This is a genomic window from Actinacidiphila sp. DG2A-62 (genome assembly GCF_035825295.1).
Classification (GTDB): domain Bacteria; phylum Actinomycetota; class Actinomycetes; order Streptomycetales; family Streptomycetaceae; genus Actinacidiphila.
In genome coordinates this window covers 7,848,165-7,874,229 of record NZ_JAYMGI010000002.1, presented here as the reverse complement: position 1 = coordinate 7,874,229, position 26,065 = coordinate 7,848,165, and the positions used below count along the sequence as shown (strand labels likewise).

At 75.1% G+C, this 26,065-nt stretch carries 20 protein-coding genes and 4 pseudogenes; 9 read left to right on the top strand and 15 right to left on the bottom strand.

What is annotated here, in order from left to right; genetic code table 11:
* Nucleotides 1–41 precede the first annotated feature (41 nt).
* Nucleotides 42–572: pseudogene (locus tag VSR01_RS34725) on the top strand (MarR family winged helix-turn-helix transcriptional regulator); the annotation flags it as partial.
* Between the two features lie 93 nt (nucleotides 573–665).
* Here the strand turns inward: VSR01_RS34725 and VSR01_RS34720 are convergent.
* The 3 genes from VSR01_RS34720 to VSR01_RS34710 form a co-directional block, all read right to left on the bottom strand.
* Nucleotides 666–1,058 carry an MscL family protein gene (locus VSR01_RS34720; protein ID WP_442785606.1) on the bottom strand — a complete coding sequence of 131 codons (393 nt, stop codon included), beginning with the start codon at nucleotides 1,056–1,058 and terminating at the stop codon, nucleotides 666–668.
* Between the two features lie 179 nt (nucleotides 1,059–1,237).
* The gene (locus VSR01_RS34715; protein WP_326452948.1) at nucleotides 1,238–2,983 is read right to left on the bottom strand and encodes a carbohydrate-binding module family 20 domain-containing protein; all 1,746 of its coding nucleotides are present in this window, start codon (nucleotides 2,981–2,983) and stop codon (nucleotides 1,238–1,240) included.
* Between the two features lie 339 nt (nucleotides 2,984–3,322).
* On the bottom strand, nucleotides 3,323–4,138 hold the full coding sequence (locus VSR01_RS34710) for a hypothetical protein (protein ID WP_326452947.1): 816 nt from the start codon (nucleotides 4,136–4,138) through the stop codon (nucleotides 3,323–3,325).
* Nucleotides 4,139–4,305: 167 nt separating this feature from the next.
* Here VSR01_RS34710 and VSR01_RS34705 point away from each other — a divergent pair, with 167 nt between their 5' ends.
* A complete protein-coding gene (locus tag VSR01_RS34705; protein ID WP_326452946.1) occupies nucleotides 4,306–6,315 on the top strand; it encodes an ABC transporter ATP-binding protein in 2,010 nt (669 codons plus the stop codon).
* Nucleotides 6,312–8,093: an ABC transporter ATP-binding protein gene (locus tag VSR01_RS34700; protein WP_326452945.1), complete on the top strand. Its 1,782-nt coding sequence runs from the start codon at nucleotides 6,312–6,314 to the stop codon at nucleotides 8,091–8,093. The genes VSR01_RS34705 and VSR01_RS34700 overlap by 4 nt, the downstream gene beginning before the upstream one ends.
* Before the next feature lie 17 nt (nucleotides 8,094–8,110).
* On the opposite strand, the gene VSR01_RS34695 is transcribed toward VSR01_RS34700, so the two are convergent.
* Entirely contained in the window at nucleotides 8,111–8,905 is a 795-nt protein-coding gene (locus VSR01_RS34695; protein WP_326452944.1) for a metal-dependent hydrolase, read from the bottom strand.
* A 134-nt stretch (nucleotides 8,906–9,039) separates the two neighbouring features.
* Here VSR01_RS34695 and VSR01_RS34690 point away from each other — a divergent pair, with 134 nt between their 5' ends.
* Nucleotides 9,040–11,553 carry a DEAD/DEAH box helicase gene (locus VSR01_RS34690; protein ID WP_326452943.1) on the top strand — a complete coding sequence of 838 codons (2,514 nt, stop codon included), beginning with the start codon at nucleotides 9,040–9,042 and terminating at the stop codon, nucleotides 11,551–11,553.
* Here VSR01_RS34690 and VSR01_RS34685 read toward each other — a convergent pair.
* The 3 genes and pseudogenes from VSR01_RS34685 to VSR01_RS34675 form a co-directional block, all read right to left on the bottom strand.
* The gene (locus tag VSR01_RS34685) at nucleotides 11,460–12,539 is read right to left on the bottom strand and encodes a DUF6397 family protein (RefSeq protein WP_326452942.1); all 1,080 of its coding nucleotides are present in this window, start codon (nucleotides 12,537–12,539) and stop codon (nucleotides 11,460–11,462) included. The genes VSR01_RS34690 and VSR01_RS34685 overlap by 94 nt on opposite strands.
* A 149-nt stretch (nucleotides 12,540–12,688) precedes the next feature.
* Nucleotides 12,689–13,089, bottom strand: a pseudogene (locus tag VSR01_RS34680) (roadblock/LC7 domain-containing protein).
* A gap of 79 nt (nucleotides 13,090–13,168) precedes the next feature.
* Nucleotides 13,169–13,504: a YnfA family protein gene (locus VSR01_RS34675; RefSeq protein WP_326452941.1), complete on the bottom strand. Its 336-nt coding sequence runs from the start codon at nucleotides 13,502–13,504 to the stop codon at nucleotides 13,169–13,171.
* Between the two features lie 123 nt (nucleotides 13,505–13,627).
* On the opposite strand from VSR01_RS34675, the gene VSR01_RS34670 reads away from it, so the two are divergent.
* A complete protein-coding gene (locus tag VSR01_RS34670) occupies nucleotides 13,628–14,575 on the top strand; it encodes a hypothetical protein (RefSeq protein ID WP_326452940.1) in 948 nt (315 codons plus the stop codon).
* A 154-nt stretch (nucleotides 14,576–14,729) separates the two neighbouring features.
* Here the strand turns inward: VSR01_RS34670 and VSR01_RS34665 are convergent, their stop codons facing one another.
* From VSR01_RS34665 to VSR01_RS38115, 3 genes and pseudogenes are all read right to left on the bottom strand, one after another.
* On the bottom strand, nucleotides 14,730–14,972 hold the full coding sequence (locus VSR01_RS34665) for a hypothetical protein (protein ID WP_326452939.1): 243 nt from the start codon (nucleotides 14,970–14,972) through the stop codon (nucleotides 14,730–14,732).
* A 197-nt stretch (nucleotides 14,973–15,169) separates the two neighbouring features.
* The gene (locus VSR01_RS34660) at nucleotides 15,170–17,035 is read right to left on the bottom strand and encodes a S53 family peptidase (protein WP_326452938.1); all 1,866 of its coding nucleotides are present in this window, start codon (nucleotides 17,033–17,035) and stop codon (nucleotides 15,170–15,172) included.
* 100 nt (nucleotides 17,036–17,135) lie between these two features.
* Nucleotides 17,136–17,375, bottom strand: a pseudogene (locus tag VSR01_RS38115) (outer membrane protein assembly factor BamB family protein); the annotation flags it as partial.
* Between the two features lie 409 nt (nucleotides 17,376–17,784).
* On the opposite strand from VSR01_RS38115, the gene VSR01_RS34650 reads away from it, so the two are divergent.
* The 4 genes from VSR01_RS34650 (at nucleotide 17,785) to VSR01_RS34635 (ending at nucleotide 20,537) form a co-directional block, all read left to right on the top strand.
* Nucleotides 17,785–17,931, top strand: coding sequence for a hypothetical protein (locus VSR01_RS34650; RefSeq protein WP_326452936.1), 147 nt, complete (start codon nucleotides 17,785–17,787; stop codon nucleotides 17,929–17,931).
* Between the two features lie 93 nt (nucleotides 17,932–18,024).
* The gene (locus tag VSR01_RS34645) at nucleotides 18,025–18,162 is read left to right on the top strand and encodes a hypothetical protein (protein WP_326452935.1); all 138 of its coding nucleotides are present in this window, start codon (nucleotides 18,025–18,027) and stop codon (nucleotides 18,160–18,162) included.
* 153 nt (nucleotides 18,163–18,315) lie between these two features.
* Nucleotides 18,316–18,816, top strand: a complete 501-nt coding sequence (locus tag VSR01_RS34640; protein ID WP_326452934.1) for a hypothetical protein — start codon at nucleotides 18,316–18,318, stop codon at nucleotides 18,814–18,816.
* A 779-nt stretch (nucleotides 18,817–19,595) separates the two neighbouring features.
* On the top strand, nucleotides 19,596–20,537 hold the full coding sequence (locus tag VSR01_RS34635; protein WP_326452933.1) for a helix-turn-helix domain-containing protein: 942 nt from the start codon (nucleotides 19,596–19,598) through the stop codon (nucleotides 20,535–20,537).
* Nucleotides 20,538–20,601: 64 nt separating this feature from the next.
* Here the strand turns inward: VSR01_RS34635 and VSR01_RS34630 are convergent, their stop codons facing one another.
* The 5 genes and pseudogenes from VSR01_RS34630 to VSR01_RS34610 form a co-directional block, all read right to left on the bottom strand.
* Nucleotides 20,602–21,981 carry an FAD-dependent oxidoreductase gene (locus VSR01_RS34630; protein WP_326452932.1) on the bottom strand — a complete coding sequence of 460 codons (1,380 nt, stop codon included), beginning with the start codon at nucleotides 21,979–21,981 and terminating at the stop codon, nucleotides 20,602–20,604.
* Between the two features lie 189 nt (nucleotides 21,982–22,170).
* Nucleotides 22,171–22,845: an NADAR family protein gene (locus VSR01_RS34625; RefSeq protein WP_326452931.1), complete on the bottom strand. Its 675-nt coding sequence runs from the start codon at nucleotides 22,843–22,845 to the stop codon at nucleotides 22,171–22,173.
* Entirely contained in the window at nucleotides 22,842–23,378 is a 537-nt protein-coding gene (locus VSR01_RS34620; protein ID WP_326453972.1) for an MOSC domain-containing protein, read from the bottom strand. The genes VSR01_RS34625 and VSR01_RS34620 overlap by 4 nt, the downstream gene beginning before the upstream one ends.
* A 193-nt stretch (nucleotides 23,379–23,571) precedes the next feature.
* Nucleotides 23,572–23,754, bottom strand: a complete 183-nt coding sequence (locus VSR01_RS34615) for a hypothetical protein (protein ID WP_326452930.1) — start codon at nucleotides 23,752–23,754, stop codon at nucleotides 23,572–23,574.
* A 138-nt stretch (nucleotides 23,755–23,892) separates the two neighbouring features.
* Nucleotides 23,893–25,856: pseudogene (locus tag VSR01_RS34610) on the bottom strand (Xaa-Pro dipeptidyl-peptidase).
* Between the last annotated feature and the right edge of the window lie 209 nt (nucleotides 25,857–26,065).

Here is a 26,065-nt window from a genome sequence, read left to right as displayed (position 1 = left end):
ACCTATACTCACAATGAGCCAGGTCCTGTACCCTCGGACGCATGGAACCGCGCACCACCGCTGTCGTCGACGAGCCCTCCGCGGACCGCCCGCCCGCCGACGGCCCCCGGGAGCCCGCGTCCGCCGACGGTCCCCGCGATCCCGCGTCCGCCGACGAGCTGACCGGACGCCTCGCCGACCAGCTCCTCGACCTCAGCCGCAGGCTGCACCGGGCGCACCGCCGGCTGATGGAGCCGCTCGGCATCACTCCGGCGCAGGCGCGGCTGCTGCGCACCCTCGCGCACTGCGACGAGCCGCCCCGGATGGCCGATCTGGCCCAGCGCCTGGACGTGGTGCCGCGCGCGGTCACCACGCTGGTGGACGCGCTGGAAGAGCGGGGGCTGGTGCGCCGGGCGCCCGATCCGGACAACCGCCGGGTGATCCGCATCGAGCTGCTCGACCCCGGCGCGCTGGCGGTACGGGAGCTGCACCGCGCACGGCGGACGGCCGCCGTGGACCTGCTGGGCCGGCTCGACGACGGTCAGCGCGCGGCGCTCGCCTCGGTGCTCGGCGCCCTGGAGGACGAGGACCCGGCCGGGCCGCCGCGCCGGCCGCTGAGGCCGCCTCGTCGCCCCGACCGGGCACGCCACCGCTGCGCCGCTGACCGCCACCGGCCGCCGCTGCGGCTACTTCGCCAGGTCCGCCGGGTCGTCGACCGGGCCGCCCTGGACGCCGATCACCGGGGTGACCTGGGCGGTGCAGGCGCTGCAGCGCCTGGCGGCGGCCGGGATCGCGGTCAGGCAGTCCGGGCACTCCCGCATCGGGGCGCCGGCCGCCTTGGGGAAGAACTTCTTCTGCATGTGGTTCATCGGCAGCACCACCAGGAAGTAGATCACCGCCGAGACGATCACGAAGCTGATCACCGCGTCGATGAACACGCCATAGGGGAACGTGACGCCCGAGGCGTGGAACGTCCTGGCGCTGAAATCGCCGGTGGCGCCGCTGGCGAGTCCGACGATCGGCGTGAGGAACGCCTTGACGAAGGCGGTCACCAGCGCGGTGAACGCCGCGCCGATCACGATGCCGACCGCCAGGTCGACGACGTTGCCGCGCAGCAGGAATGTCCTGAAGCCCTTTATGGGTGGGGGTCCCCTCTGTGGTCACGATGGCGAGTGCCACAGTGTGCCAAGTCCGCCACAGAGGGGCCAATCGGTGTGGCTCGGTTCACACCGGTTTCTCACCTGTTGGTCACGTGCGGTCAATTCCTCCAGGTGTCGTTCAGCACGACTGTTCCCCCGGACGGGACGGTCGCGCTCCGGTTGGCGCCGGACTCCCAGGTGACCGCGCCGCTGCCGTCCTTCCGGATGTACTTGTACTGGAAGGCCGTCCCGGCGGGCAGGCGGACGTCGGCCTTCCACACCGGGTAGCTCGCCGCGGACAGCGGCACCGCCTTGGCCGGGTCCCAGCCGCCGAGAGCGGCGTTGTCGCCGGCCACGAAGATGTTCTGGCCGAGGACGGTGGTCGCGTCGACGGCGAAGGACGCGCCGGAGGCCGGGTCGGTGGTCCCGCCGGTGGTCGATCCCGTGCCGGTCGTGCCGCCGGCGCCCGCGGTGCCGCACGGGGCGCCGCTGTAGAGGGCGACGGCGTCGCCGGCGCCGACCGTCGCGGTGAAGGCGCCGTTCGAGCCCACGGTGTACACCGTGCCCGGGTGCTGCACGTCGCAGTAGCCGCCGGGCGCGAGCGAGGTGGTGAACGTCCTGGTCAGCGCGGCGCCCTCATGGTTGATCGCGACGTAGCCCCGGCTGCCGCGGCCGAAGGCGACGGCGTTGTTCCCGTCGTCCCACCAGTTGGTGACCGCGGTGCCGGAGACGGCGTTGCGGAAACCGACCATGGACGCGATCTGCGGCCAGGCGTGCTCGCACTTCCAGCCGTCGCTGTAGCAGGCGTTGACGGTGCCGCCGTTGGGCGGGCCGGCGTCGTTGTCGGAGAACTCGTAGTCCGACAGGACGTTGGGCGAGCCGTAGGGCCAGGCCAGCATGAAGACGTTGGCCAGCGTGTAGGTGGCGTTGTCCTTGTAGCTGAGGGTGGAGCCGTTGCGCTCGGTGTCCCAGTTGTCCACGAAGGTGCGGGACTTGTCGCTCGCCAGGTAGCCGGCGCCCCAGGAGGCGCCCCAGTTGCCGAGATAGGCGAGCTTCTCGCTGGTGAAGATCCGCTTGAGGTCGTAGGCGCCCTGGAAGGCGTCGACGTCCCCGGTGCCGGTGTACTCGCTGGGCTGGACCGCCTCGCCCGCGCCGTAGATGACCTCCTGGGCCCAGTAGACGTTCGGATTCGTCAGCTTGGCCTTGATGGCCGCGAGGTCCGAGGCCGCGATGTGCTTGGCGGCGTCGATGCGGAAGCCGTCCACGCCCAGCGAGGTCAGGTGGTTGAGGTAGCCGGCGATGGTGCCGCGCACGTAGTCGCTGCCGGTGTCGAGATCGGCGAGGCCGACGAGTTCGCAGTTCTGGACGTCGGAGCGGTCCTGGTAGTCGGTGATGTCGGTGCGGCAGGTGTGGAAGTCCTGGTTCTGGTAGAAGCCGGGGTAGTCGTACTTGGTGTAGGCGGTGCCCGCCGTGCCGGTGCCCGACCCCGCGGACATGTGGTTGATCACGGCGTCGGCGACGACCTTGACGCCGGCCGCGTGGCAGGTGTCGATCATGTGCTTGAGAGAGGTCTCGTCGCCGAGGCGGTTCTGCAGCTTGTAGCTGACCGGCTGGTAGGAGGTCCACCACTGGCCGCCCTGGATGGTCTCGGTGGCCGGGGAGATCTCGACGTAGCCGTCGCCGGCCGGGCCGAGCTGGTCGGTGCAGGCCCTGGCCACGGAGTCGTACGTCCACTCGAAGAGGGTGGCGGTGACGTCCTTGCCGCCCGGCGGGCTGGCCTGCGCTCCCTGCTGGGAGGACAGGGCGATGAGGCCGGCCGCGGCGACGACCGCTGCCAGCGCACCGCTGAGGACACGGGATCTCATGGGCGGCTCCTTCGGTGAGAGGGCATGGGGGTGCCCAGCGAAGGCAGCCACGCGCCTGGCCGCCGGAGGGGGGAGGGGAGCCCGGGTCCCGCGGGCTCCGCGCAGGAGCTTCCCGCCGTCGATGCGGACACGTCAATACGGTGGACGGAAGAAGTTGCGCCGTCTTGCTGAAAGGTGTTTCCGCGCGCGGCGGTCCCGCAAGCGGGGCGGCCGGGTTCGGGTCCGAGGTCGGGGTCGGGTCCGGGCTCGGGTCCGGGTCCGGGTCCGGGCTCGGGCTCGGGGCTCGGGTTGGGGGCCGGGGTCGGGTCCGGGTCCGGGGCTCGGGTTGGGGTCCGGGGCTCAGCTCGCGGCGAGGTGCGCGGTGTCGCCCATGACGATGACGGGGTGGGCGGCCGGGTCGACCGTGCGCAGCAGGTAGCGCATCGCGTCCTTGGAGACGGTGACGCAGGCGGAGGTGCCGACGCCGTGGTCGAGGTGGATCCAGATGCTGCCGCCCTTGGACTCGCCCTGGGGGCGGGTCGGGTCGCTCGGCGAGGTGCCGACCACCCGGTTGTAGTCGATGGCGATCACGTAGTCGAAGTCGTGCTGGTAGCTGGCCGGCCACGACGGGGACGGGGTGAAGGCCGTCGAACGGGTGTAGGGCAGCTTCGACCCCGGGTCGGCGAGCAGGCCGCCCGCGTCGTGCAGGGTGAAGACGCCGACGGGTGACTTCAGGTCGCCCTCGTGGTGGTCGACGGTCCAGCCGTGGATCGCGTTGTGCGACGGCCAGCTGGGACCGCGGTGCCATCCGTCCGCCGCGCGGGTGAAGAAGGCGACGCTGGACTTGGAGGTGGTGGGGCTCGCGCCGTAGACGACGATCGCCTGCCGGGCGCCGGCCGGGACCTGGGCGGACAGCCTCGCGCCGACGCCGGGGAGCGTGCGGGTGGCGACCGGGGCGGCCGCGTGTCCCCCGGAGCGGCCCGCCGGGTCCGCCCCCTTGCCGGCCGCGGAGGAGTCCTTGCGGGAGCCGCCGTGCGAGCCGGTGTCCGAGCCGCCGCCGCAGGCGGTCAGCAGCAGCGCCCCCGCCACGGCCAGGGCCGCCGCCGCGGACACGGCTCTCGTCGCCGCCGCCCTCGGGGTGGCCGTGCCTCGCGTCCTGCCGGTTCGCCGTCGCATCGTAACCTCGTTCTCGATCACCTGTACGTGAACGTACCGCGACCGGTGGCCGGTTCCGCGCGGCACGCGGAAAACCTGTTGACCCGGCGTCGGCGGCGACGCGAGCCTTGCACGGCTCCTGACCGCTCCCGGCCTGGTTTCTCCCGATACCTCCGATCCAGGACATCATGCCCTCGCTACGCAGCCTCCCGTTCCCCGACCCCGGCGTGCCCGACGTCCGCTCAGGTTTCCGTTTCCTGCTCTGGCTGGAGGTCAGGCAGTGGCGCGGGCAGCTCGCGTCCGCCGCCTGGGGCACCCTCCACATGGCCGCGCTGGCCGGCTTCCCCGCGGCCGTGGGCGTCGCCGTGCAGGCGGTGGTGGACCACTCGGGCTCCCGGCTCGCGCTGGCCGGCGGCCTGATGCTGCTGCTCGGCGCGCTGACCGCGCTGGGCGACACCATGCTGCACAGGACCGCGGTGACCAACTGGATCGTGACCGCCGCCCGGGTGCAGCAACTGCTGGCCCGCAAGTCGGTCGAGCTCGGCTCGGTGCTCACCCGGCGGGTCGCGGCCGGCGAGGTGGTCGCGGTCAGCACCGGAGACGTGGAGAAGATCGGCTGGTTCGTCGAGGCGCTGGCCCGCTTCACCTCGGCGCTGATCGCCACGATCGGGGTGGCGGTCGCGCTGCTGGTCTACGAGCCGCGGCTGGGCGTCGTGGTGGCCGCCGCGCTGCCGGTGCTGGCGCTCGGCGTGCTGCCGATGCTGCCCACCGCGACCCGGCGCGCCGACCTGCAGCGCGAGAAGGCGGGCCGGGCCACCGAGCTGGCCGCCGACACCGTGGCCGGACTGCGGGTGCTGCGCGGCATCGGCGGCGAGGAGCTGTTCCTGGAGCGCTACCGCAGGGCCTCCCAGGAGGTGCGGACCGCCGCGGTGCACACCGAGCGGATGTGGGCGCTGATCTCCGCGGTGCAGGTGGCGCTCCCCGGCCTGCTGCTGGTCGGCGTCGCCTGGTACGGCGTCAGGCTGGCGCTCGACGGCACCATCGGCGTGGGCGAGCTGGTCACCGTGTACGGCGCGGTGGGCTTCCTGACGCTGCCGCTGAACAACTTCCAGGAGATCGCCATGGCCTGGTCCTTCTCCCGCCCGTCCGCCAAGCGCGCGGCGCGGGTGCTGGGGCTGAGCAGGGCCGCGGCGACCGGGGACGGCACGGCGCGAGCGGGCACGGCGGCGGAGCCCGGGGCCGGCGCGGAGGCGGCTGCCGGGGCGGGCTCCGGGGCGGGCGCGGACGCGGGGTCGGGCGCGGGGTCGGGCGCGGACGCGGGCGCGCCGGGAGGTGTGCCGGCGCCGGGCGGCGAGCTGTACGACCCGGCGACCGGCGTTCGGGTGCCGGCCGGCCTGCTGACCGCGGTGGTCTGCGGCGACCCGGACGCGGCCGGGCGGCTGGCGGACCGGCTGGGCGGGCACAGCCCGTCCGCCGCGGGCGAGGAGTCGGCGCGCTACGGCGGTCTCGCGCTGGACGACCTGCCGCTGGCGGTGGCCCGGGCGACCGTCCTGGTGCAGGACAAGGACCCGGTGCTGCTGTCCGGAACGCTCGCCGACCTGCTGGACGTCCCGTCCTCCGGCCGGATCGGCGCGCCGGAGGCGCTGGCCGCGGCGCAGTGCGGCGACGTGCTGGAGGCGCTGACGCAGTCGCTGACCGGGGCCGACGCGCTGTCCCGGGACGCGATGCGGGCCCGCGTCACCGAGCGCGGCCGGTCGCTGTCCGGCGGCCAGCGGCAGCGGCTGGCGCTGGCCAGGTCGCTGGTCGCCGACCCCGAGGTGCTGGTCCTCGACGAGCCGACCTCGGCCGTGGACGCGCACACCGAGGCGCGGATCGCCCGCGGCCTGCGCAAGATCAGGTCCGGCCGCACCACCGTGGTGCTGACCTCCAGCCCGCTGGTGCTGGACCGCGCCGACCGCGTGGTCTTCGTCGACGAGGGCACGGCCGCCGCCGCGGGGAGCCACCACGAACTGCTGCGCACCCAGCCCCGGTACCGCGCGGTGGTCACCCGGGAGAGCGGCGCGGAGCCGGGGTCCGCGGGCGGCGCCCCGGCGGCGGCGCGAGTGCCCCACGACCGCGCGCCGGCCGGACCGGGCGAGCCGGGCGAGCCGGGCGACCGGGCGGGCGCGAACGAACCGACGATGGAGGAGTCCGCATGATCGGCGTGCCGCCGCCCGAGTTCGACCCGGCCGCACCGCAGCGCGGCACCACGCTGCCGGTCGGCTCGTCGGCGACCGTGCGGGCCTATGTGCGCGAGCTGATCGCCCGCCACCGCCGCGACTTCGCCCTGCTGATGACCTCGAACACCGTCGCCGTGGTGGCGTCCATGGTGGGCCCCTATCTGCTGGGCGGCATGGTCGAGGACCTGTCCACCGGCCACCGCGACCTGCACCTGGGCCGGGTCGTCGCCCTCTTCCTGGTCGCGCTGGCGGTGCAGGCGTTCTTCGTCCGGCTGCAGCAGATGCGCGGCGCGGTGCTGGGCGAGCGGATGCTCGCCGACCTGCGCGAGGACTTCCTGGTGCGGTCGGTGTCGCTGCCGCCGGGCGTGCTGGAGCGGGCCGGCACCGGCGACCTGCTGTCGCGGATCACCACGGACATCGACCGGCTGTCCAACGCCATGCGTGAGGCCGTCCCGCAGTTGGTGATCGCCGTGGTGTGGGCGACGCTGCTGCTGGGCGCGCTGACCGTGACCTCGCCGCTGCTGGCCCTGTCGGCGCTGGTCGCGGTGCCGCTGCTGCTGGTCGGCTGCCGCTGGTACTTCCGGCGCGCGCCGAGCGCCTACCGCTCCGAGGCCGCCGGCTACGCCGCCGTGGCCTCGGTGCTCGCGGAGTCCGTGGACGCCGGCCGCACCATCGAGGCGCACCGCCTCGGCGATCGCCGCGAGGAGCTGTCCCGGCTGCGCATCGGCCAGTGGGTGGCCTGGGAGCGCTACACGATGTGGCTGCGCAGCGTGCTCTTCCCGGTCATCAACACCACCCATGTGCTGATCCTCGCCGCGGTGCTGCTGATCGGCGGCTCGTTCGCGCTGAACGGCTGGGTGACGGCCGGCGAGCTGACCACCGGCGCGCTGTTCGCCCAGATGCTGGTGGACCCGGTCAATCTGATCCTGCGGTGGTACGACGAGCTGCAGGTGGCCCAGGTGTCGCTGGCCCGGCTGGTGGGGGTGCGCGAGGTCGAGGCCGAGGACCGCGACGACGCCGTGGCCCCCGACGGCCGCGAGGTCGCCGCGGACCGGGTGCGCTTCGGCTACCGCGCGGGCGCCGACGTGCTGCACGACGTGACGCTGAACGTGGCGCCCGGCACCCGGCTCGCCCTCGTCGGCCCCTCGGGCGCGGGCAAGTCCACACTGGGCCGCCTGCTCGCCGGGATCTACGCGCCGCGCACCGGCGCGGTGACGCTCGGCGGCGCCGAACTGGCCCGGATGCCGGCCGAGCGGGTCCGCGCGCACGTGGCGCTGGTCAACCAGGAGCACCACGTCTTCGTGGGCTCGCTCCGCGACAACCTGCGGCTGGCCCGGGCGGACGCCGGCGACGACGAGCTGTGGACGGCGCTGCGGGCGGTCGACGCCGAGGACTGGGCGCGGGCGCTGGGCGACGGCCTGGACACCGAGGTGGGCTCCGGCGGCACGGTGCTCTCCCCCGCCCAGGCGCAGCAGCTCGCGCTGGCCCGGCTGGTGCTCGCCGACCCGCACACCCTGGTGCTGGACGAGGCGACCTCGCTGCTGGACCCGCGGGCCGCGCGACACCTGGAGCGCTCGCTGTCGCGGGTGCTGGACGGCCGCACGGTGGTGGCGATCGCGCACCGGCTGCACACCGCGCACGACGCCGACCTGATCGCGGTGGTCGAGGACGGCCGGATCAGCGAGCTGGGCAGCCACCACCAGCTGGTCGCCGCGGACGGGGCCTACGCCGCGCTGTGGCGGTCCTGGCACGGCTGATCCGCGGGCTCGGCGGGTCAGCCGATGACGCCCAGAGCGCCCAGCGCGCTCGCCCCGCCGATCAGGAAGAACGCCGGGGTCAGCACCTTGTACTCGACCCAGCTGCCGGCCCGGAACCGCAGGAACTTCGGCGGTCCCACCGGGTACCAGCGCTTGCGCCCGATCGGTATCGGCCACAGGATCGGGCAGCCGGAGACGGTGATCGCGTCGCCGACGCAGTGCACGATGGCGCCGAGCACGATCGGCATGCCGATCCACATGTAGTGCTGGGCCGGGTCGGTGAACAGCCACGCCTTGCCGTTGCCCGGGTCGTCCAGCACGTCGGCGAGCACCCAGGCGCTGGTCGCGCCGAGCAGCCAGACCAGGACGTCGCTGGAGACCCGGGCCTGCCGCCACAGCAGACCCTCGACCGCCAGCACCGCGTGCACGAACAGGATCGCCAGCACCGCCCAGCGTCCGCCGTAGACCGCGGCGGCCGAGCAGCCGACCCCGATCAGCACCGCCCATATCCCGGTGTGCGTGAGGGTGCGGTGGCCGCCGTTGCGGCGCGGGTCGCGCCTGCCCCGGGTGGCGTTGTAGACGGCGTGCGCGACGGCGTCGATGATCTTGCAGGCCAGGCGCGACAGCGGGCCGAAGGACCGGGAGATGGTCGCCGCGTGGTGGTCGAGGTCGGGGGCCAGCGCCGCGCCCGCGCAGATGAGCGCTCCGACGACGAGCGTCGGCCACGGCATCGGGTGGTCGAGGCCCGCGGCGACCGCCCCGGCCCCCAGCCATGCCGCCGCTCCCGACAACGAGTGCGCTGGTCCCATCATGGTGCTGCTCAGCCCCCTGTACCGCCGCCCGCGGGCGGAGTTGACGCCGTGTCGAGCGCACACCCTACCGGTCATGATCACCCCTCCCGTGCTCCGGTGCCGCCTCCGCCGCCCGTTACCGGCAAGATGGAGGGGTGACCCTTATCGATCAGCTCCCTTCCGAAGCCGACCCCGATGCCCTCTTCGAAGCGTTCTCGACGTGGGCCGAGGGCGAGGGCATCTCGCTCTATCCCGCCCAGGAGGAGGCGCTCATCGAGGTGGTGTCGGGGGCGAACGTGATCCTGTCCACCCCGACGGGGTCGGGGAAGAGCCTGGTCGCGGCGGGCGCGCACTTCGCGGCGCTGGCCCGCGACGAGGTGACCTTCTACACCGCGCCGATCAAGGCGCTGGTCTCGGAGAAGTTCTTCGACCTGTGCAAGCTCTTCGGCACCGAGAACGTCGGCATGCTGACCGGCGACGCGTCGGTCAACCCGGACGCGCCGGTCATCTGCTGCACCGCCGAGGTGCTCGCCTCGATCGCGCTGCGCGACGGCAGGGACGCGGACGTCGGCCAGGTGGTCATGGACGAGTTCCACTTCTACGCCGAGCCGGACCGCGGCTGGGCGTGGCAGATCCCGCTGCTCGAACTGCCGCAGGCGCAGTTCCTGCTGATGTCGGCCACGCTCGGCGACGTCTCCCGGTTCGAGGAGGACCTGACCCGGCGCACCGGGCGGCCCACCTCGGTGGTGCGGTCGGCGACCCGGCCGGTCCCGCTCAGCTACGAGTACCGCTCGACGCCGCTGACCGAGACGCTCACCGAGCTGCTGGAGACCCGGCAGTCCCCCGTCTACATCGTGCACTTCACCCAGGCCGCGGCGGTGGAGCGGGCGCAGGCGCTGATGAGCATCAACATGTGCACGCGCGCCGAGAAGGACGCCATCGCCGAGCTGATCGGCAACTTCCGCTTCACCACCGCCTTCGGGCGCAATCTGTCGCGGTTCGTGCGGCACGGCATCGGCGTGCACCACGCGGGGATGCTGCCCAAGTACCGCCGGCTGGTGGAGAAGCTGGCGCAGGCCGGCCTGCTGAAGGTGATCTGCGGCACCGACACCCTCGGCGTCGGCGTCAACGTGCCGATCCGCACGGTGCTGTTCACCGCGCTGACCAAGTACGACGGCCAGCGGGTCCGGGTGCTCAGGGCGCGGGAGTTCCACCAGATCGCGGGCCGGGCCGGGCGGGCCGGCTTCGACACCGCCGGGTTCGTGGTGGCCCAGGCGCCCGACCATGTGATCGAGAACGAGAAGGCGCTCGCGAAGGCCGGCGACGATCCGAAGAAGCGCCGCAAGGTGGTGCGGAAGAAGGCCCCCGAGGGCTTCGTCAACTGGTCGGAGAACACTTTCGAGAAGCTGATCGCCTCCGAGCCGGAGCCGCTGACCTCCCGATTCCGCGTCACCCACGCGATGCTGCTGTCGGTCATCGCCCGGCCGGGCAACGCCTTCGACGGGATGCGCCGGCTGCTGGAGGACAACCACGAGGACCGCCGCTCGCAGCTCCGGCACATCCGCCGGGCGATCGCGATCTACCGCTCGCTGCTGGACGGCGGCGTGGTCGAGCGGTTGCCGGAGCCGGACGCCGAGGGCCGGATCGTCCGGCTGACCGTGGACCTCCAGCAGGACTTCGCGCTCAACCAGCCGCTGTCCACCTTCGCGCTGGCCTCCTTCGACCTGCTGGACCCGGAGTCGCCCTCCTACGCGCTGGACATGGTGTCGGTGGTCGAGTCCACCCTCGACGACCCCCGGCAGATCCTGGCCGCCCAGCAGAACAAGGCCCGCGGGGACGCGGTCGCGGCGATGAAGGCCGACGGGGTGGAGTACGAGGAGCGCATGGAGCGCCTGCAGGACGTCTCCTACCCCAAGCCGCTGGAGGAACTGCTGCTGCACGCGTACGGCGTGTACCGCAAGAGCCACCCGTGGGTCGGCGACCACCCGCTGTCGCCCAAGTCCGTGGTCCGCGACATGTACGAACGGGCGATGACCTTCTCGGAGTTCGTCTCCTACTACGAGCTGGCCAGGACCGAGGGCATCGTGCTGCGCTACCTGGCGAGCGCGTACAAGGCGCTGGACCACACCGTGCCGGACGACCTGAAGTCGGAGGACTTCCAGGACCTGACGGCCTGGCTCGGCGAACTGGTCCGGCAGGTGGACTCCAGCCTGCTGGACGAGTGGGAGCAGCTGGCCAACCCCGAGGAGGAGACCGCAGAGGAGGCAGCCGAACGGGCCGACCAGGTCAAGCCGGTCACCGCCAACGCCCGCGCCTTCCGGGTGCTGGTCCGCAACGCCCTCTTCCGCCGGGTGGAGCTGGCCGCGCTGGAGAAGTACGACCAGCTCGGCGAGCTGGACGCGGACTCCGGGTGGGACGCCGACGCGTGGGCCGACGCCATGGACGCGTACTGGGACGAGTACGAGGACCTGGGCACCGGCCCGGACGCGCGCGGCCCGAAGCTGCTGATGATCGAGGAGCAGCCGGAGCACGGCCTGTGGCGGGTGCGGCAGACCTTCGCCGATCCCCAGGGCGATCATGGCTGGGGCATCTGTGCCGAGGTGGACCTGGCCGCCTCCGACGAGGAGAGCCGGGCGGTGATCCGCCTGACCGGCGTCGGCGAACTCTGATCCGGCCCACCCGGCCCACCCGGCGCGCGTCCGGCCGGGCGCCGCAGGCCGAGCATCAGTCTGCGCAGTCCCCGCGGCCGTCCCTGGCCCCGCGGCGCCAGGTCTCGCGCGGCCTGCGACGACACCGGCCGCGGAATCGGGGGCGACGGCCGGGGAATCGGTCGCGGCGCCGGCTGCCGCGCGCGGGCGCGGCTCAGCGCGTCGGCCAGGCGGAGCAGGGCGTGTCCGATCTCGTCGGGGTCGTCGGCCGTGACGACGTTCCTGACCGTCTGCGGCGAGGCTCGTCCGGGCCGGCCCGGTGGCAGCGTCTCCCGCAGCCGTCGCAGCCTCGCGCGTTCGCCGGGATCGGGCACCGCCTCGCCGACCGCGTCGGGCCCCAGCAGCGCGGCCCAGACCGCCGCCTCGTCCCAGGCGTCGTAGGCGTCCCTGACCAGGTGGGCGACGCGGCGCTCCCGCCAGGCGCGCGCTCGGAGGTCCAGCGCGTCCTGCTCGGTCTCGCGCAGCCGCTGCGGCAGTCTCCCCTTGAGCCAGTCCGGGCGGCGCTCGGCGAACTCGGCCATCTCCCGGGCGCGGTAGAGCCACACCGTCGCTCCGTACCGGTTGACGTACCAGCGGACCGGGCGGACCTCGCCGGCGCGGGCGATGAGCGCGAAGCGGTTGCGGCTCGCCCCCATCGCCTCGGCCGCGCCGCCGCTGCTGACCAGCCGCACCCGCTCGCGCAAGGCCTCGGGTCCGCCGTCCGGACCGTCGCGTTCGGCGAGCAGCCGCTCGAACTCCGCGCGCGGCACCTTCCACTGCGCCGGCCCGCAGACGACCGTCCGCACCTCGCCGACCTGCAGGGCCACCTCGAACTCGTCGAACTCCAGGCCCAGCGCGTCGCGCACCCGGTTCAGGGCCACCAACTCGCCGGCCCCGCCGACAGCGTTCGCGTCACGCCTCGCGTCACGCCCCGCGCCGCGCACCGTCGCCGTCCCCGTCGTCCTCATCGCCGTCCACTCCCCTGCGACTCGCCGGTCACCGCCTGCCGGTGACCGTGTCCGTCAGTTCGATCACTGACAGTCACGAATCTAGCGCGGCGAGCCAACACCCCGTCAGAAGCCTGTGGATAACCTCCACGGACGGCCGTAAGCCCAGGTCAGGACGGTGCGGAGAACCCCCGGGGGGCCACGCCGAGGTGCTCGCCGACCTGGTGGACCAGCCGCGTCATCTCGTAGGCGACCTGCCCGACGTCGGCCTCCATGGCGCTGAGCACGGACAGGCAGCTGCCGTCCCCCGCCGCGGTGACGAAGAGGAAGCCGTCGTCGAACTCGACCATCGTCTGCCGCACCCCGCCGGTCCCGAACTGCCGCCGGCGCCCTTGGCCAGGCTGTGGAAGCCGGACGACACCGCGGCCAGGTGCTCGGCCGTCGGCCGGTCCAGCTCCCCGCTGGCGCCTGTGACCAGCCCGTCGTTCGACAGGACCAGCGCGTGCCTGACGTGCGGCACCCGCCTGGTCAGGTCGTCCAGCAGCCACGCCAGGCCGTTGCTCGTGGTCATCGCGTACCTCCGGTCTCCGCTGCGCTATGCAGCCTGGTACGGACCGCCGGTCCGGGCAACCCCCTGCCCCCGCCCGCGGTCAGCCGCCGCGCGGCGCGTACATGATCACCGCGACGCCGACCAGGCAGACCACCGCCCCGGTGACGTCGAAGCGGTCCGGCCGGTAACCGTCCGCGACCACGGCCCACACCAGCGATCCGGCCACGAACACGCCACCGTAGGCGGCGAGGATGCGGCCGAACGCGGCGTCCGGCTGCAGCGTCGCCACGAACCCGTAGAGCCCGAGGGCGGCGACGCCCGCGCCCGCCCAGAGCAGCCCGCGGTGCTCACGGACGCCCTGCCAGATGAGCCAGGCGCCGCCGATCTCCAGCACGGCGGCCAACAGGAAGAGGGCGATGGAGCGCAGGGTGAGCATGCGCCCCATCATGCCCGAGGGCATCCACGGAATTTGCCGGATTTTCCCCCGCCGCACCCCCTCGACGCGGGGGTTACCCGCTGGTTAAGGTGCGCGGACCACCGAGGAGACAGGGAGCCTGGAATGACCGCGGCCGAGCAACCGCCGGAGCCGGACGACGAGGCGCTGTTCGTGCTGACGGCCGCGCTGCTGACGCCGGGGCAGTTCCCCGGCGTGCTCGGCGACGACTATCCCGCCGCCTGCGCCGGGCTCGGCCTGGAGCCCCTCGACACCGGCTACGGGCTGGTCTTCGGTCAGGACGGAACCGGCGCGCGTTGGACGGTGGCCACCACCGACGCGTGGATGGTGGCCTGCGCGCTGGCGGCGTGGGACTGCGGCCTGGAGTACGACCTGGCGCCGGACGAGAACAGCCTGGCCGCCTCGCTCCCCGGCTGGCCGCTGCCGGTGGCCGTGGCCGTGCCGGGCATCCCCGACCCCTTCGACCCCGACGAGGAGACCGGCGGCGGCCCGCCGCTCACCCCGCCGGACACCTCCGTCTGGGGACCGGCCCAACGCCGGCTCGGCGCCGACGAGATAGCGATCCGCTGGCGCGAGTGGCGCGACGAGTTCGCCTCGATGGACGCCGCGCAGGAGCCGGCGGAGGCGGCATCGCAGGGCGCGGCCACGAACACGGCCACGCGCACGGCGACGAGCACGGCCGCGAACACGGCCGCCGACGCAATCTCAGACCCAGCGGCAGGCGCGGCGGACGACGCGGCCGAGAGCGCGCCCCCGCGCCCCGCCGGGGCCGACGCGTCCGCGCCCCTGTCTCCCGTGCGCCGGGTGCTCGCCGCCGCCGAGGAGTACGTGCGGTCACCGCCGCCGCCGGGCCGGGTGCGCGCGGCGTACGGCTCGGTGCGGGCCGACGGGCCGGGGTGGAGCCTGGTCGGACGGGCCGACGACATGGCGTTCGTGCTGGTCGACGACGTGCCGGGCGAGGTGCTCCCGGTCCGGCCCGGCCCCGCGCTGCCGCCGCTCATGGAGGCACTCGGCAGGCTCGCCGCCGCCCCCGCTCCGGTCAGCGCGCCCTGAGACCCGCCACGGCTCCGCCGGCGGACCCGCGCGCCCTGAGACCTGCCACGCCACGGCTCCGTCGGCGCACCCGCACGCCCGCAGGACGCCCTGAGCCGGCGTCAGCGCACCGCACCCACGCCCGCACCCGCGCTCACACCCGGAGCCCGGCGCCTCACACCCGCGCCGACTCCAACGCGGGCGCCGACGCCGCCGCGACCCCATCGCCCGACGCAGCTTCCGCCGCCGCGGGCGCGGCCCCCGCCGCCGACGCCGCGAGCGCCTGCGCGCAGGCCGCGCAGGCCGGGAACTCCAGCGCGCCGGCGAGACGTATGAACGTCCCCGGCTGCGCGGTGTGTCCGCAGATCGCGTGATCGTGCCCTGCGGGCACACACAGGCACGCGCACTCGGTCCTCATCGCGACACTCCCCTTCCGCGGGGCCACGCCCCCACAGGCGGATCTCAGTACCCTTAAGACGGTACTCAGTTCCACCCGTGGTGGCAATGCTCGGTCCGGGGCTTCGCAGCCGACGAACGGCGCCGCCGTCCGGGCCATGACCTCGGCTCGGGCGGCGGCGCCGCTCTCCCGGACTTCCCGGACCGGGACCGCCCGCCTCAGCGGGCCGCCGCGAGCAGCCGGTCCAGTCCGCTGCGCGGACTGCCCAGGCCGGTGACGAAGTCGTAGCCGTCGCCCGCAGAACAGCGCACCGGGCAGGCGCCGTTGGCCGGGCCCGCGGTGATGTCGCCGAGCGCCGCGGTGGCGGCGTAGACCGCCTTCTGCGCCGAGGCGTCGGCGGCGGCGAGCCGGGACCTGCCCGCGGCGGCCCGCAGCTGGTCGGCCGACGCGAGGATCGCCGCCCAGGCGGGCGCGCCCAGGCTGGTGCCGCCGACCTGGAACCAGCCCGACTGGCCCTGCACGCCCGCGCTGTCGTAGACCGCGACGCCGGTCGCCGGGTCGGCGTCGAAGCTGATGTCCGGGGTGCCGCGGCCCCCGCTCAGCACGCCGCGCTGGTAGGCCGGCACCGGCTCGACGTAGCTGCGGCCGCCGCCGCTGACGGACCAGGCGGTCTCCGCGGTCACCGAGCCGTCGCCGGCCAGGTGCAGCGAGGTGCCGCCGACCGACAGCACGGCCGGGTTGTACGCGGGGTACGAACCGGGGTTGCCGTAGTCGCCGCTGGCCACCGAGCACACCGAGGCGGCCAGTTCGCAGTGGCCGTCGTAGAACGTCTCGTCGGTGAACTCCTGCGGGATGCCCCAGCTCATGCTGATCGCGTCGGGGCGCAGCGCGGCGGCCTCGTCGACCGCCCGGAACAGGGAGGCGAAGCCGCCGTCCGCGGACTCCACGAGCACCACGGCGGCGTCCGGGGCGACCGCGTGCACCCATTCGACGTCCATGGCGGTCTCCAGGCCCCAACTCGGGTCCGCGGGCCCGGTCGGCTGTGCGGCCCGCACGGTGAAGCGGAAGCAGCCGGAGTCCGCCCCGGCCGCGCACACCGCCGGCAGGCCGAACCGCGCGCTGAAGGCGTCCACGTCCGCGGTGATGTCCGGGTCTCCCGGCGCGTCGACCACGGCGACGGTCTGCCCCGCGCCGGTGCCGCGCAGGCCCAGGTAGGCACGGAAGGCGGCCGGGTCGTAGCCCGAGGGCTCGGCCGCGGTGAGCAGCGGCGTGCCCGCGGCGGTGTAGCCGCGGACGTGCACCTGCGCCGCGGGCCGGGCGGTGGCGACGCGGGCGTCCCGGGCGTCCGGGCCCGCGGTGTCCGCCAGGGACAGCACCGAGGGCCGGGCGGCCGGCGCCGCGGGCGCCTGGGTGCGCTGCCGGGCGGCCTGCGCGGCCGGGGTCCCGGTCAGTTCGACTGAGGCCAGCGCGTGTTGGATGGTCACGTCGTAGGCGCGCACGGTCTGGCCCGCCTCGGCGACCAGGACCTGGTGGGCGCGCCAGTCGATCGGCGTGGTGAGCACCCGGTCGTCGGGGGTGACGGCCAACCCGCCGGTCTGGAACGGCTGGTAGGTGGCGAGCGGGCTGACCGCGGTGTCGCCCGCCGACAGCGCCGAGACCGGGTAGGCGTTCAGCCCGATCTGCGCGGTCAGCAGGACCGGCGCGCCGCCGGCCGAGGCGACGGCGGAGTCGGTGCCGCGCACCGAGCCGGACCCGGTCGCGCCGTCCGGCCCGATGGACGCCGAGCCGCTGTCGCCGGTGGCGACCAGCCCCACCCGCGGGTCCAGCACATAGGACTCGTGGCCGGCGAGGGTGTCGTCGGTGTCGCTGTAGAGCAGCGCGCCGCTGTGCGCGTCGCGGACGTCGACCCTGCCCCGCCCGTCGGACGCGGTCCAGGTGAAGGCCGCGCCGTCGGCGCCCGCGCCGGGGATGCCGGGGCCGGCCGCGACGCCGTTCGGCAGTTGCGCGGCGTAGGTCGTCGCGGGGTCGGCGGCCGCGGTCCACGCGGTGCGGCCGGTGCCGGCGTCCAGGCCGATCGCGGCCATGGTGGTGGGGGCGTGCCAGGCTCGCCACCTGGTTCTGGTACTCGGTGACGACCGTGCCGCCGGTGACGGAGGCGTTGGCGAAGTAGGCGGCGACCGGCGGCCGGTACGTCCACAGGGTGCGGCCGGTGGCCGTGTCGAAAGCGGTGACCCGGTCGGTCGCGGTCACCACGACGCCGCGGCCGCCCACCGTGCCGGCCGACGCGTTCCACACGTACTGGCCGGGCAGCGCGAACCGGTGCAGGACCCGGCCGGTGCGCCGGTCCAGCAGGGTGAGTCCGGTGGTCGCGGCGACCGCGAGGGCCGGGCGCCCGGCGACCGTGGCCGGGGTGATCGCGTGCACCGGGCCTCCCGCGTCGGCGCGCCACAGCACCCGCGGCGCGTCGTCGCCCGGGGTCAGCGTGCGGCCGTCGAAGGCGTAGACCGCGCCGCTCTGGCCGCCGGCGATGTCGTCCACGTGCCGGTCGCCGTCCACGTCGGCGCCGAGCGCGGCGTAGAGGTCGGCGAGCAGCGGCGCGGTGCGGGTGGCGGCGCCGGTGGCGGCGGAGTAGGTGACGGCGTCCTGCTCGGCGGTGACGCCGCGGAAGGCGCCGTCGCCGCCGGGGACGAGGCTCAGCGGGTCGGCGACGTCGCCGGCCCGGTCCCAGTCCACGGCGCCGGTCGCCCCGGACAGTCCCTGCACGTCGTAGCGCGCGACCACGGGCTGCGCCGGCGAGGGCACCACGGAGGCGAGCCAGGAGCCCACCACGACGGTGGCCCGGCCGCGGGAGTCCGTCGCCACCTGGACCGAGCCCGGCTGCGGCGGGTCGTCGGGGTCGGCGGCGGTCAGGCGCTGCGTCCACAGCGTGCGGGCGCCGTCGGGGTCGTACGCGGAGACGGTCGCCGCGCTGAAGCCGTAGTAGGGCGGAGAGACCTGGTCCGCCGTCGCCACCGCGCCGGCCACGATCCAGGAGGCGCCGCGGTGCGCGCCGAGGGCGCCGACGGTGAGCGCGGTGGGCAGCACGCCGTCGGTGCGGGCGCTGGTGACGGTGCGTCCGTCGGTCACGCGCAGGCCCGTCAGCGTGTACGAGACGCCGGCGGCCGGGTCGGTCTGCTCGACCACGGCGAGAAGGCCGCGGCTGCCGTCGTAGCGCGAGAGCACCGGGTAGCCGGCGGTGCGGTGGTCCCAGCGGACCGTGCCGTGCGCGTCGACCAGCACCACGTGCCCGTCCGGCGGCCTGGGGTCGCCGAGGCCCAGCGGGGTGTCGGACCAGGTGAAGGCCACGCCCCCGGCGACCGGTCGGATGCCGAGCACCAGGCCCCACTGGGCGCCGGTGGACACGTGCCAGTCCTCGGTGGCGCCGAGCGGCCCCTGGACGTCGCCGACGCCGTTGGCGGCGGCGAACGCGGACGGGCGGCCCGAGGCGCCGCCGCGGTGCAGGGACAGGGCGCGGACCGAGGAGACCGAGTCCCAGGCGCCGGGCCCGCCGCCGGTGGGCGAGCCGGTCTCGTCGCCGATGACCAGGTCCTTGCCGGAGACGGCGAGCTGGGTGACGAAGCCGGGGTCCAGCTCGCTGTACGCGGTGGCGCCGGTGCGGCCGTCGAGCACCGTGACGAAGGTGCCGAAGTGCTGGTCGGAGCCGGGCACCGTGAACGGCCAGCCGCAGTTGCCGCAGCTCGCCGCCCCGAGGTTGACGCCCACGGTCTCGGCGACCGCGACGTCCGGGGCGCCGTCGCCGGTGAGGTCGCCGATCGCGTACGGCTGGGTGTTGCCCATGGCGTACGAGGAGGCGGTGGTCACGTAGTACGGGTCCGCGGGGTCGGTGCCGAAGACGAGCTGGGGCGTGGCGACGTAGCCGCCGGAGGCGTTGTACGTCAGGTGCCAGTCGCGGTAGAGCGAGCCGGTGCCGCGCTGCCAGACGGTGCTGCCGTCGGGGCGGACGCGGTCGACGACGCCGAGGCTGTGCACCTGGACGAGGTCGCCGCCGGGCAGCGCGGCGGAGAGCGCGGCGCCCTGCGGGGTCTCCACGTCGCCGGTGACGCGCACGCCGAGGGAGCCGCCGTCGGGGTCGGCGGCGCCGGTCGCGGCGGCGGAGTCCCCTGCCGCGGCCGGGGGCCGCGCGGCGTCACCGGTCCGCAGCGGCTCCGGGGAGCCGGGGGCGTAGGCGCGCGCCGGGTCGAAGGCGGCGCCCCGGGCCGCGGCGGCCTTCGCTCCGGCCGGCGCGGCGGTCGCGGACGACGGGGCCGCCGCGCTCGCGGACGCCGGGGCGGTGGCGGGCGCGGCGGCCAGCGCGGCGGCCGGCAGTCCCCACCCGCCCGGGGACAGGACGGCGGTCAGCGCGACCGCCGCGCCGCCGACGAGACAACGACGAACTCTCTTCGAGCGCACCGCACTTCCTTCCCAAGATCGTGGTTCCGGTCACATTCACATGCGCCGCGGCCGCTCCGGAAGCAATCATGGGTGCCCAGTTCCCGGCGTTGTCGTGAATACGGCCCCGGAAGCGGCCGCGGACGCGGGTCCCGACGCGGGTGTCGGACACGGCCGCGGGCCCAGGTGGACAGGGGGCGGCGCGTGCTCGGTGCGGTGGGTCTGACGGAGGAACAGCAGGAGGTGTACCTGGCGCTGCTCGACGGCGGGCCGGCCACCGCGGCCCAGGTGCGGGACCTGGCGCCGGGCGCGCGGGTGGCGCCGGCGCTCGCGGCGCTGGAGGCCAAGGGCCTGGTGGCCAGGCTGCCGGGGCGCCCGGTGCGCTACCAGCCGGCGCCGCCGGACATGGCGATGGAGGTGCTGGTGCGCTCCCGGGAGCAGGAGCTGCTCCAGGTACGGGTGCTGGCGGCCCGGCTGATGGAGCGGTTCCGGGCCGGGCAGGGCACGGTGAGCCCGACCGAGATCGTGGAGGTCGTCACCACCCGCGAGGCGACGGTGCAGCGCTGGGCGCAGTTGCAGCGCGCCGCCCGGCACGAGGTCAGCGCGTTCGACCGGCCGCCGTACGTCGGCGGGCTCGGCACCAACGACATCGAGGCCGAACTGCTGCCCTCCGGCGTCCGCTACCGGTGCGTGTACGACCGGGCGGGGCTGGAGATGCCGGGGCGGCTGGCGGCGATCCGCGGCCTGGTGGGCCTCGGCGAACAGGCGCGGGTGGCCGAGGGGGTGCCGGTCAAGATGTTCATCGCCGACGACACGATGGGGTTGATCTCGCTGGACCGGCCGGCCTCCAGCGACAGCGCGCTGGTGATCCACCCCTCCTCGCTGCTGGACACGCTGATCGCGCTGTTCGAGGCGGTGTGGGCGGACGCGGTGCCGATGCGGTTCGACGCGCCGGCCGGCGACGGCTCGGCGCGCGGCGCCCACCGCCGCACGCTGCTGGGCCTGCTGGCGGCCGGGCTCACCGACGAGGCGATCGCCCGCCACATGGGGTGGCACCCGCGCACCGCGCAGCGGCATGTGCGGGACCTGATGGCCGAGCTGGGCGCGCGGACGCGCTTCCAGGCCGGGCTCCAGGCGGCGCGGCGCGGCTGGCTGTGACGGCCCGCGGGTCAGCGGGGCGGGCCGGGCGGCGGGCCCGGAGGGCGGCTGCGACGCGGCCCGGTCAGCGTGACCTGATGTCGGCGGCGACCGCGTCCGCGGCCTTGCGCGCGGCGATCAGCACCGGGTCCCACACCGGGGAGAACGGCGGCGCGTAGCCGAGGTCGAGGTCGACCATGCCGGCCGCGGTCAGACCCGCGGTCAGCGCGACGGCGCCGATGTCCACGCGCTTGGCCGCGCCCTCGCGGCCGACGATCTGCAGGCCGAGCAGCCGGCCGGTGCCGCGCTCGGCGATGGCCTTGACCGTCATCGGCGAGGCGCCGGGGAAGTACCCGGCCCTGCTGGTGGACTCCACCACGGCGGTGACGAAGTCCAGTCCGGCCGCCCTGGCCTGGGACTCCTTCAGGCCGGTCCTGGCGATCTCCACGTCGCACACCTTGCTGACCGCGGTGCCGACCACGCCGGGGAAGGTGGCGTAGCCGCCGCCGATGTTGGTGCCGATGACCCGGCCGTGCTTGTTGGCGTGGGTGCCCAGCGGGATGTGCTGGAGCGCTCCGGAGACCAGGTTGAGCACCTCGACGCAGTCGCCGCCGGCCCAGATCCGCTCGTGGCCCCGGACCTGCTGGGCGCGGTCGGTGAGCAGTCCGCCGTGCTCGCCGAGCGGGAGCCCGGCGGCGCGGGCGAGGTCGGCGCCGGGGCGCACGCCGAGGCCGAGCACCACGATGTCGGCCGGGTGCTCGCCGGCGTCGGTGGCGACCGCGCGGGCCCGGCCGTCGGGGCCGGTCAGCACCGCGCGCACCGCGGCGCCGGACTCCACCCGCACGCCGAGTCCCTCGAGCGCCTGCCGGACCAGCCGTCCCATGTCGGGGTCGAGGGTGCTCATCGGCTGCTCGGCGCGGTCCACCAGGGTCACGGCGAGGCCGTGCCGCAGCATCGCCTCGGCCATCTCCACGCCGATGTAGCCGCCGCCGACCACCACCGCGCGGCGCACCGCGTCGCGGTCCAGCGCGGCGAGCACGGCCTCGCCGTCGTCGAGGGTCTGCACGCCGTGGACGCCGGGCGCGTCGATGCCGGGGACCGGCGGGCGCAGCGGGACCGCTCCGGTGGCGATCACCAGGTGGTCGTAGCCCGTCCACTCCTCGCTGCCCTCGGCGTCGCGGGCGCGCACCCGGCCGCGCGCGGGGTCGATCTCGGTGACCTCGACGCCGAGCCGCAGGTCGATGCCGCGGGCGCGGTGCTCGTCGGCGGTCCTGGCCACCAGCCCGTCCGGGCCGTCGACGTCGCCGGCGATCCAGTACGGGATGCCGCAGACGGAGTAGGAGGTGTGCCGGCCCCGTTCGAAGGCGACGATCTCCAGGTCGTCGGCGTCCCGGCGGCGCCGCGCCTGGGACGCGGCGGACATGCCCGCCGCGTCGCCGCCGATGACCACCAGTCGTTCCGTCATCTTCCGCCGGCCCTCTCCGCCCTTCGCGGACGCGCGGCCGCGCGCCCCGACCGCACTCTACGTGCCCCCTCCCGGGCCCGCGGGGGCGGCACGTGGAGGTCGTCGGCGGCGGTCAGGGGCGGCCGGGGGCGGCGGTCGGCGGTGTGAGGGGGCGCCGCAGCGGCGGGTGGGGCTGCCGGACCGCCGGCGTCACGCCGCCGCGGCGGCGAGCCGTGCGCGGGCCTCCATGAGGGCGAAGCCGAGGAGGTTGAGCCCGCGCCAGTCGGCCGGCCGCCGGGCGCGCTCGTCGTCGGCGGTGAGCCCGATCCCCCAGACCCGGTCCAGCGGGCTGGCCTCGACCAGCACGCGCGTGCCGGTGCTCAGCAGATAGGCGCCCAGCTCCGGGTGCGCGGAGAACTTGTGCACGCTGCCCTCGACGACCAGGGCGAAGCGCTCGCGCCGCCACACCTCCTCGTCGAAGCCGCGCACCGAACGCCCCGCGTCCTTGGCCTGCTTGGGGTGTCCGCCCTCGATCGCCCGCCGCCGCGCCGCCTCGTCGCCGAACAGCCGGGCCTTGCCGGCCATCATCCAGTGCTCGGCCGTCGCGTAGCGGACCCCGTCCACGGTGAACGGCGAGGGCGACCACTGGCTGAGGCAGCCGGGGCCCGGGGGACCGTCGCGCCGTGGTTCGTCCTTCCAGAAGCAGAGGTACTTCGCGCGGTGGCCGGACTCGGTGACGGCGAGCAGGTCGGCGACGGAGCGGACGTCGGCCACGGTCACGGGTGCGGCCGGGACGTCAGGCGCCGGTACGGGCGCGGCGGTCGTGCCTTCTGCCGTCGTGCCGTCCGCCGTCGTGCCGTCCGCCGTCGTGCCTTTCGCGGTCATACCTGCTCCAGCGGGCGGTGCGGGCGCGGGGGCAGGACGACGTCGACGCGACTGCCCGGCGTGACCGTGCCGGTGCCGCGGACGACGCCCATGACGCCGGCCTTGCGGACGACGGCCCCGGTCTGGTCGCGGCCGACGACCTGGCGGAGCAGGCCGGTGCGGAAGCGGTCGATCTGCCGGCAGGGGTTGCGCAGGCCGGTGAGCTCGACGGTGGCCCCGCCGACGGCCAGGACCGTGCCGACCGGCAGCGCGAGCAGGTCGACGCCGCGGGTGGTGATGTTCTCGCCGAGGTCGCCGGGCCGGATGTCGTAGCCGGCGTCGCGCAGTTCGTCGAACAGCTCGGCGTGGATGAGGTGCACCTGGCGCAGATTGGGCTGGTCCGGGTCGCGGGCGACGCGCGACAGGTGCTGGACGGTGACGCCCTGGTGGCCCTCCACGCCGAGCCCGGCGAGCAGCCGGATGCTGTCCTGGTTGGCCTTGCTGAAGCGGTGCTCGCCGTCGCGGCTGACCGCGACGACGCGGCCGGCGGGCACGCCGGCCGGCGCGGCGTCGGTCGTGTCCGGTGCGGCGGCGTGCGCGGGCGTGCCCGGCGTGTCCGCCGCGTCCGTGCTCGCGGAACCCATGGAACTCGACGAACTCGCGGAACTCGCGGAACTCATGGAAGACGTCGTCCCCTCGGTCGGATGCCCTGACCCGATGGCTCAGCGTATCCGGGGACGCCGCTGGTCAGCGACCGATTTGCCGCCTGCTCACGCGGCGCAGCCGGCGGCGCTGCGAGGGGTCGAGCATCAGGTAGGCGGCGGCGGGCACGCCCACGATGATCAGCACGACCGCCCAGAACGGCAGCCAGATGAGCAGGAACAGCCCGACGGCCACTCCCCCGATGGCGATCTTCGCGCGATTGGACATCTCCCCGACTCCTGTTCCCGGCTCCCGCCCGCGGTGGGCCTCGCCCGCCGCGGCCGCGCGCGGGCGGCCCGCGACGCGCCTCACCGTGTCTACCCAGTGGAACGCGCCGCGGACCCTCGCGGTTCCCTCTCCGCCCGGTCAGCCCAGCTCGGCCGCCGGGTCGAAAGCGGGCCTGGGCGCCGCGGGCCCGGCACCCGCCGGGGCGCGGACGGCCTTCCCGGCCGGCGCGGCAGGTCCGGCGCGCAGCGCCGCCGCGCCGCCGGTCAGCGGCAGCCGCAGCACCGAGCGCGACAGGTCGACCGACACCGTCGGCGTGGTGTCCGGCGGCAGGATCAGTCCGCCGTCGGTGCCCGCGACGATCAGCGCGAGCCGGTGGCCGGCCGGCACCACGTGGTCGGTGGCGGCGAGCTGGATCGTCATGGTGTAGGACCGGCCCGGTGTCAGCGGCACGCCGTGCGACAGCGACGCGTAGTGGCCGAGGTCGGCCCAACCGCGGCTGAAGACGGTGTGGTCGACGGACTCCTGGTCGGCGGAGGTGTCCAGGAAGCAGGCGCTGTCGCCGGCGGTGCTCTCGCCGTAGCAGGAGCGGGTGCCGCCGGTGGTGATGCCCTCGCCGCCGCCGAGGTAGTCGCGGATGACGGCGGGGCCGAGGTCCACCAGGACCGCCGACAGGTGGGCGCTGGTCGTGGACGGCGTGGCGGTCACCGTGAGGGTGCCGCCGCCGGAGATCCGCAGGTCCTTGGTCAGCACGCCGGTGGTGAAGGCGGTCTTGGCCGGGGTCGCGGTGTCCGCGGCGGCGGCCCAGTCCTCCTCCCACAGCCCGGGGTCGTCGGTGAAGGACTCGGTGGCGCCGGAGGACGCCGCGCGCGGGTGCGTGCCGAGGGTGCCGAGTCCGGGCGTGGCGGTCGGGCCGAGCGCGAGCGGGGTGTCGCGGGTGCCGGGGCCGGCCAGACCGGGTCGGTGGTCCAGGTGTCGACGCTCCGCTCGATGTCGGCCATCGGCTCGCGCTGGATGCCGTTGTCCACGCCGAGCAGGTAGTGGTCGAACCAGCGCTGGAGGGTGGCGACCCAGGGGCCGCGCCGGTAGTCGAAGGGGTCGACGTGCCCGGTCTGCGACAGCCACACCTTGCGCTGCACGCCGTGCGCGGCCAGCGCGGTCCACCACTGGCCGAAGTGCTTGGTGCGCACGTTGAGGTCCTGCATGCCCTGGACGGCGAAGACGCTGGCGCGGACCTTGCCGGCGTCCTTGACGTAGTCGCGCTCGGTCCAGAACGGGGTCCAGTCGCCGGAGCGCGGCGAGCCGTCGGCGATCTTCTGCTGCTCGGGGCCGCAGACGGCGCGGGCGCTGTCGCTCTCCACCGTGTCCGACAGCCACTCGGGGCCGTCCTGCAGCGGCGCGCCCTGGTGGAAGTAGTAGTCGTACCAGGAGGAGATGGCGCTGATCGGCACGATCGTCCGCAGCCCCGCGACGCCGGTGGCGGCGACGCCGTTGGCGATGGTGCCGTCCCAGCTCTTGCCGATCATGCCGACGGCGCCGTCGGTCCAGCCGGCGGTCACCGCGCTGCCGCCGGAGCGGGCGCTGTAGCCCTTGGCGCGGCCGTTCAGCCAGTCCACGACGGCCTTCGCCGACTGCACGTCGGACCGTCCGCCGACGTCCACGCAGCCGTCGGAGCGGTTGGTGCCGGCCAGGTCGACCAGCACGGTGGCGTAGCCGCGCGGCACGAAGTAGTTGTCGTAGAACAGCGGGGCCTGGACGATGTCCCCGGCCGCGTCGTAGGTCTTGACCTGGCCCTCGTTGCCGCGCCCGCAGCAGGAGTAGTACGGGCTGGCGTCCATGATGACCGGCACCTTGCGGCCGGCCGCGGCGGGCTCGGCGGGCCGGACGATGTCGACGGCCACGCGGTCGGTGTGCCCGTCGCCGTCGTAGTCGAGGCCGGTGTCGACCCACACGGCCTCGCGGATGGCGTCGGCGTAGGAGTAGAGGGGCCGGCTGAGCCCGTCGCGCACGGTCCCGGTGTGCGCCGGGTCGGCCGCGTGCGCGGTGGCGGGGACGGTCAGCACGGCCGCGAGGGCGGCGAGTACGGCCGCCACGACGGGGATCATCCACGTGATGCGGGGTGTCCGCGTTCTTGAGGTCACCGGCCGAGGCTACCCCTGGCAAGGTCACGTCAAAGCTCGCGGGGACCGGCACGGCACGCCGCGCGGGCGGCGCGCCGCGGGTCCCGACGGCCGCCCGTGCGGGGCGGGTTGCGCGGTGCCGCGCGGCGGCCGGCCACGCGGACGCCGCGGCGCGGCGCGCGAGGAGCCGCGGG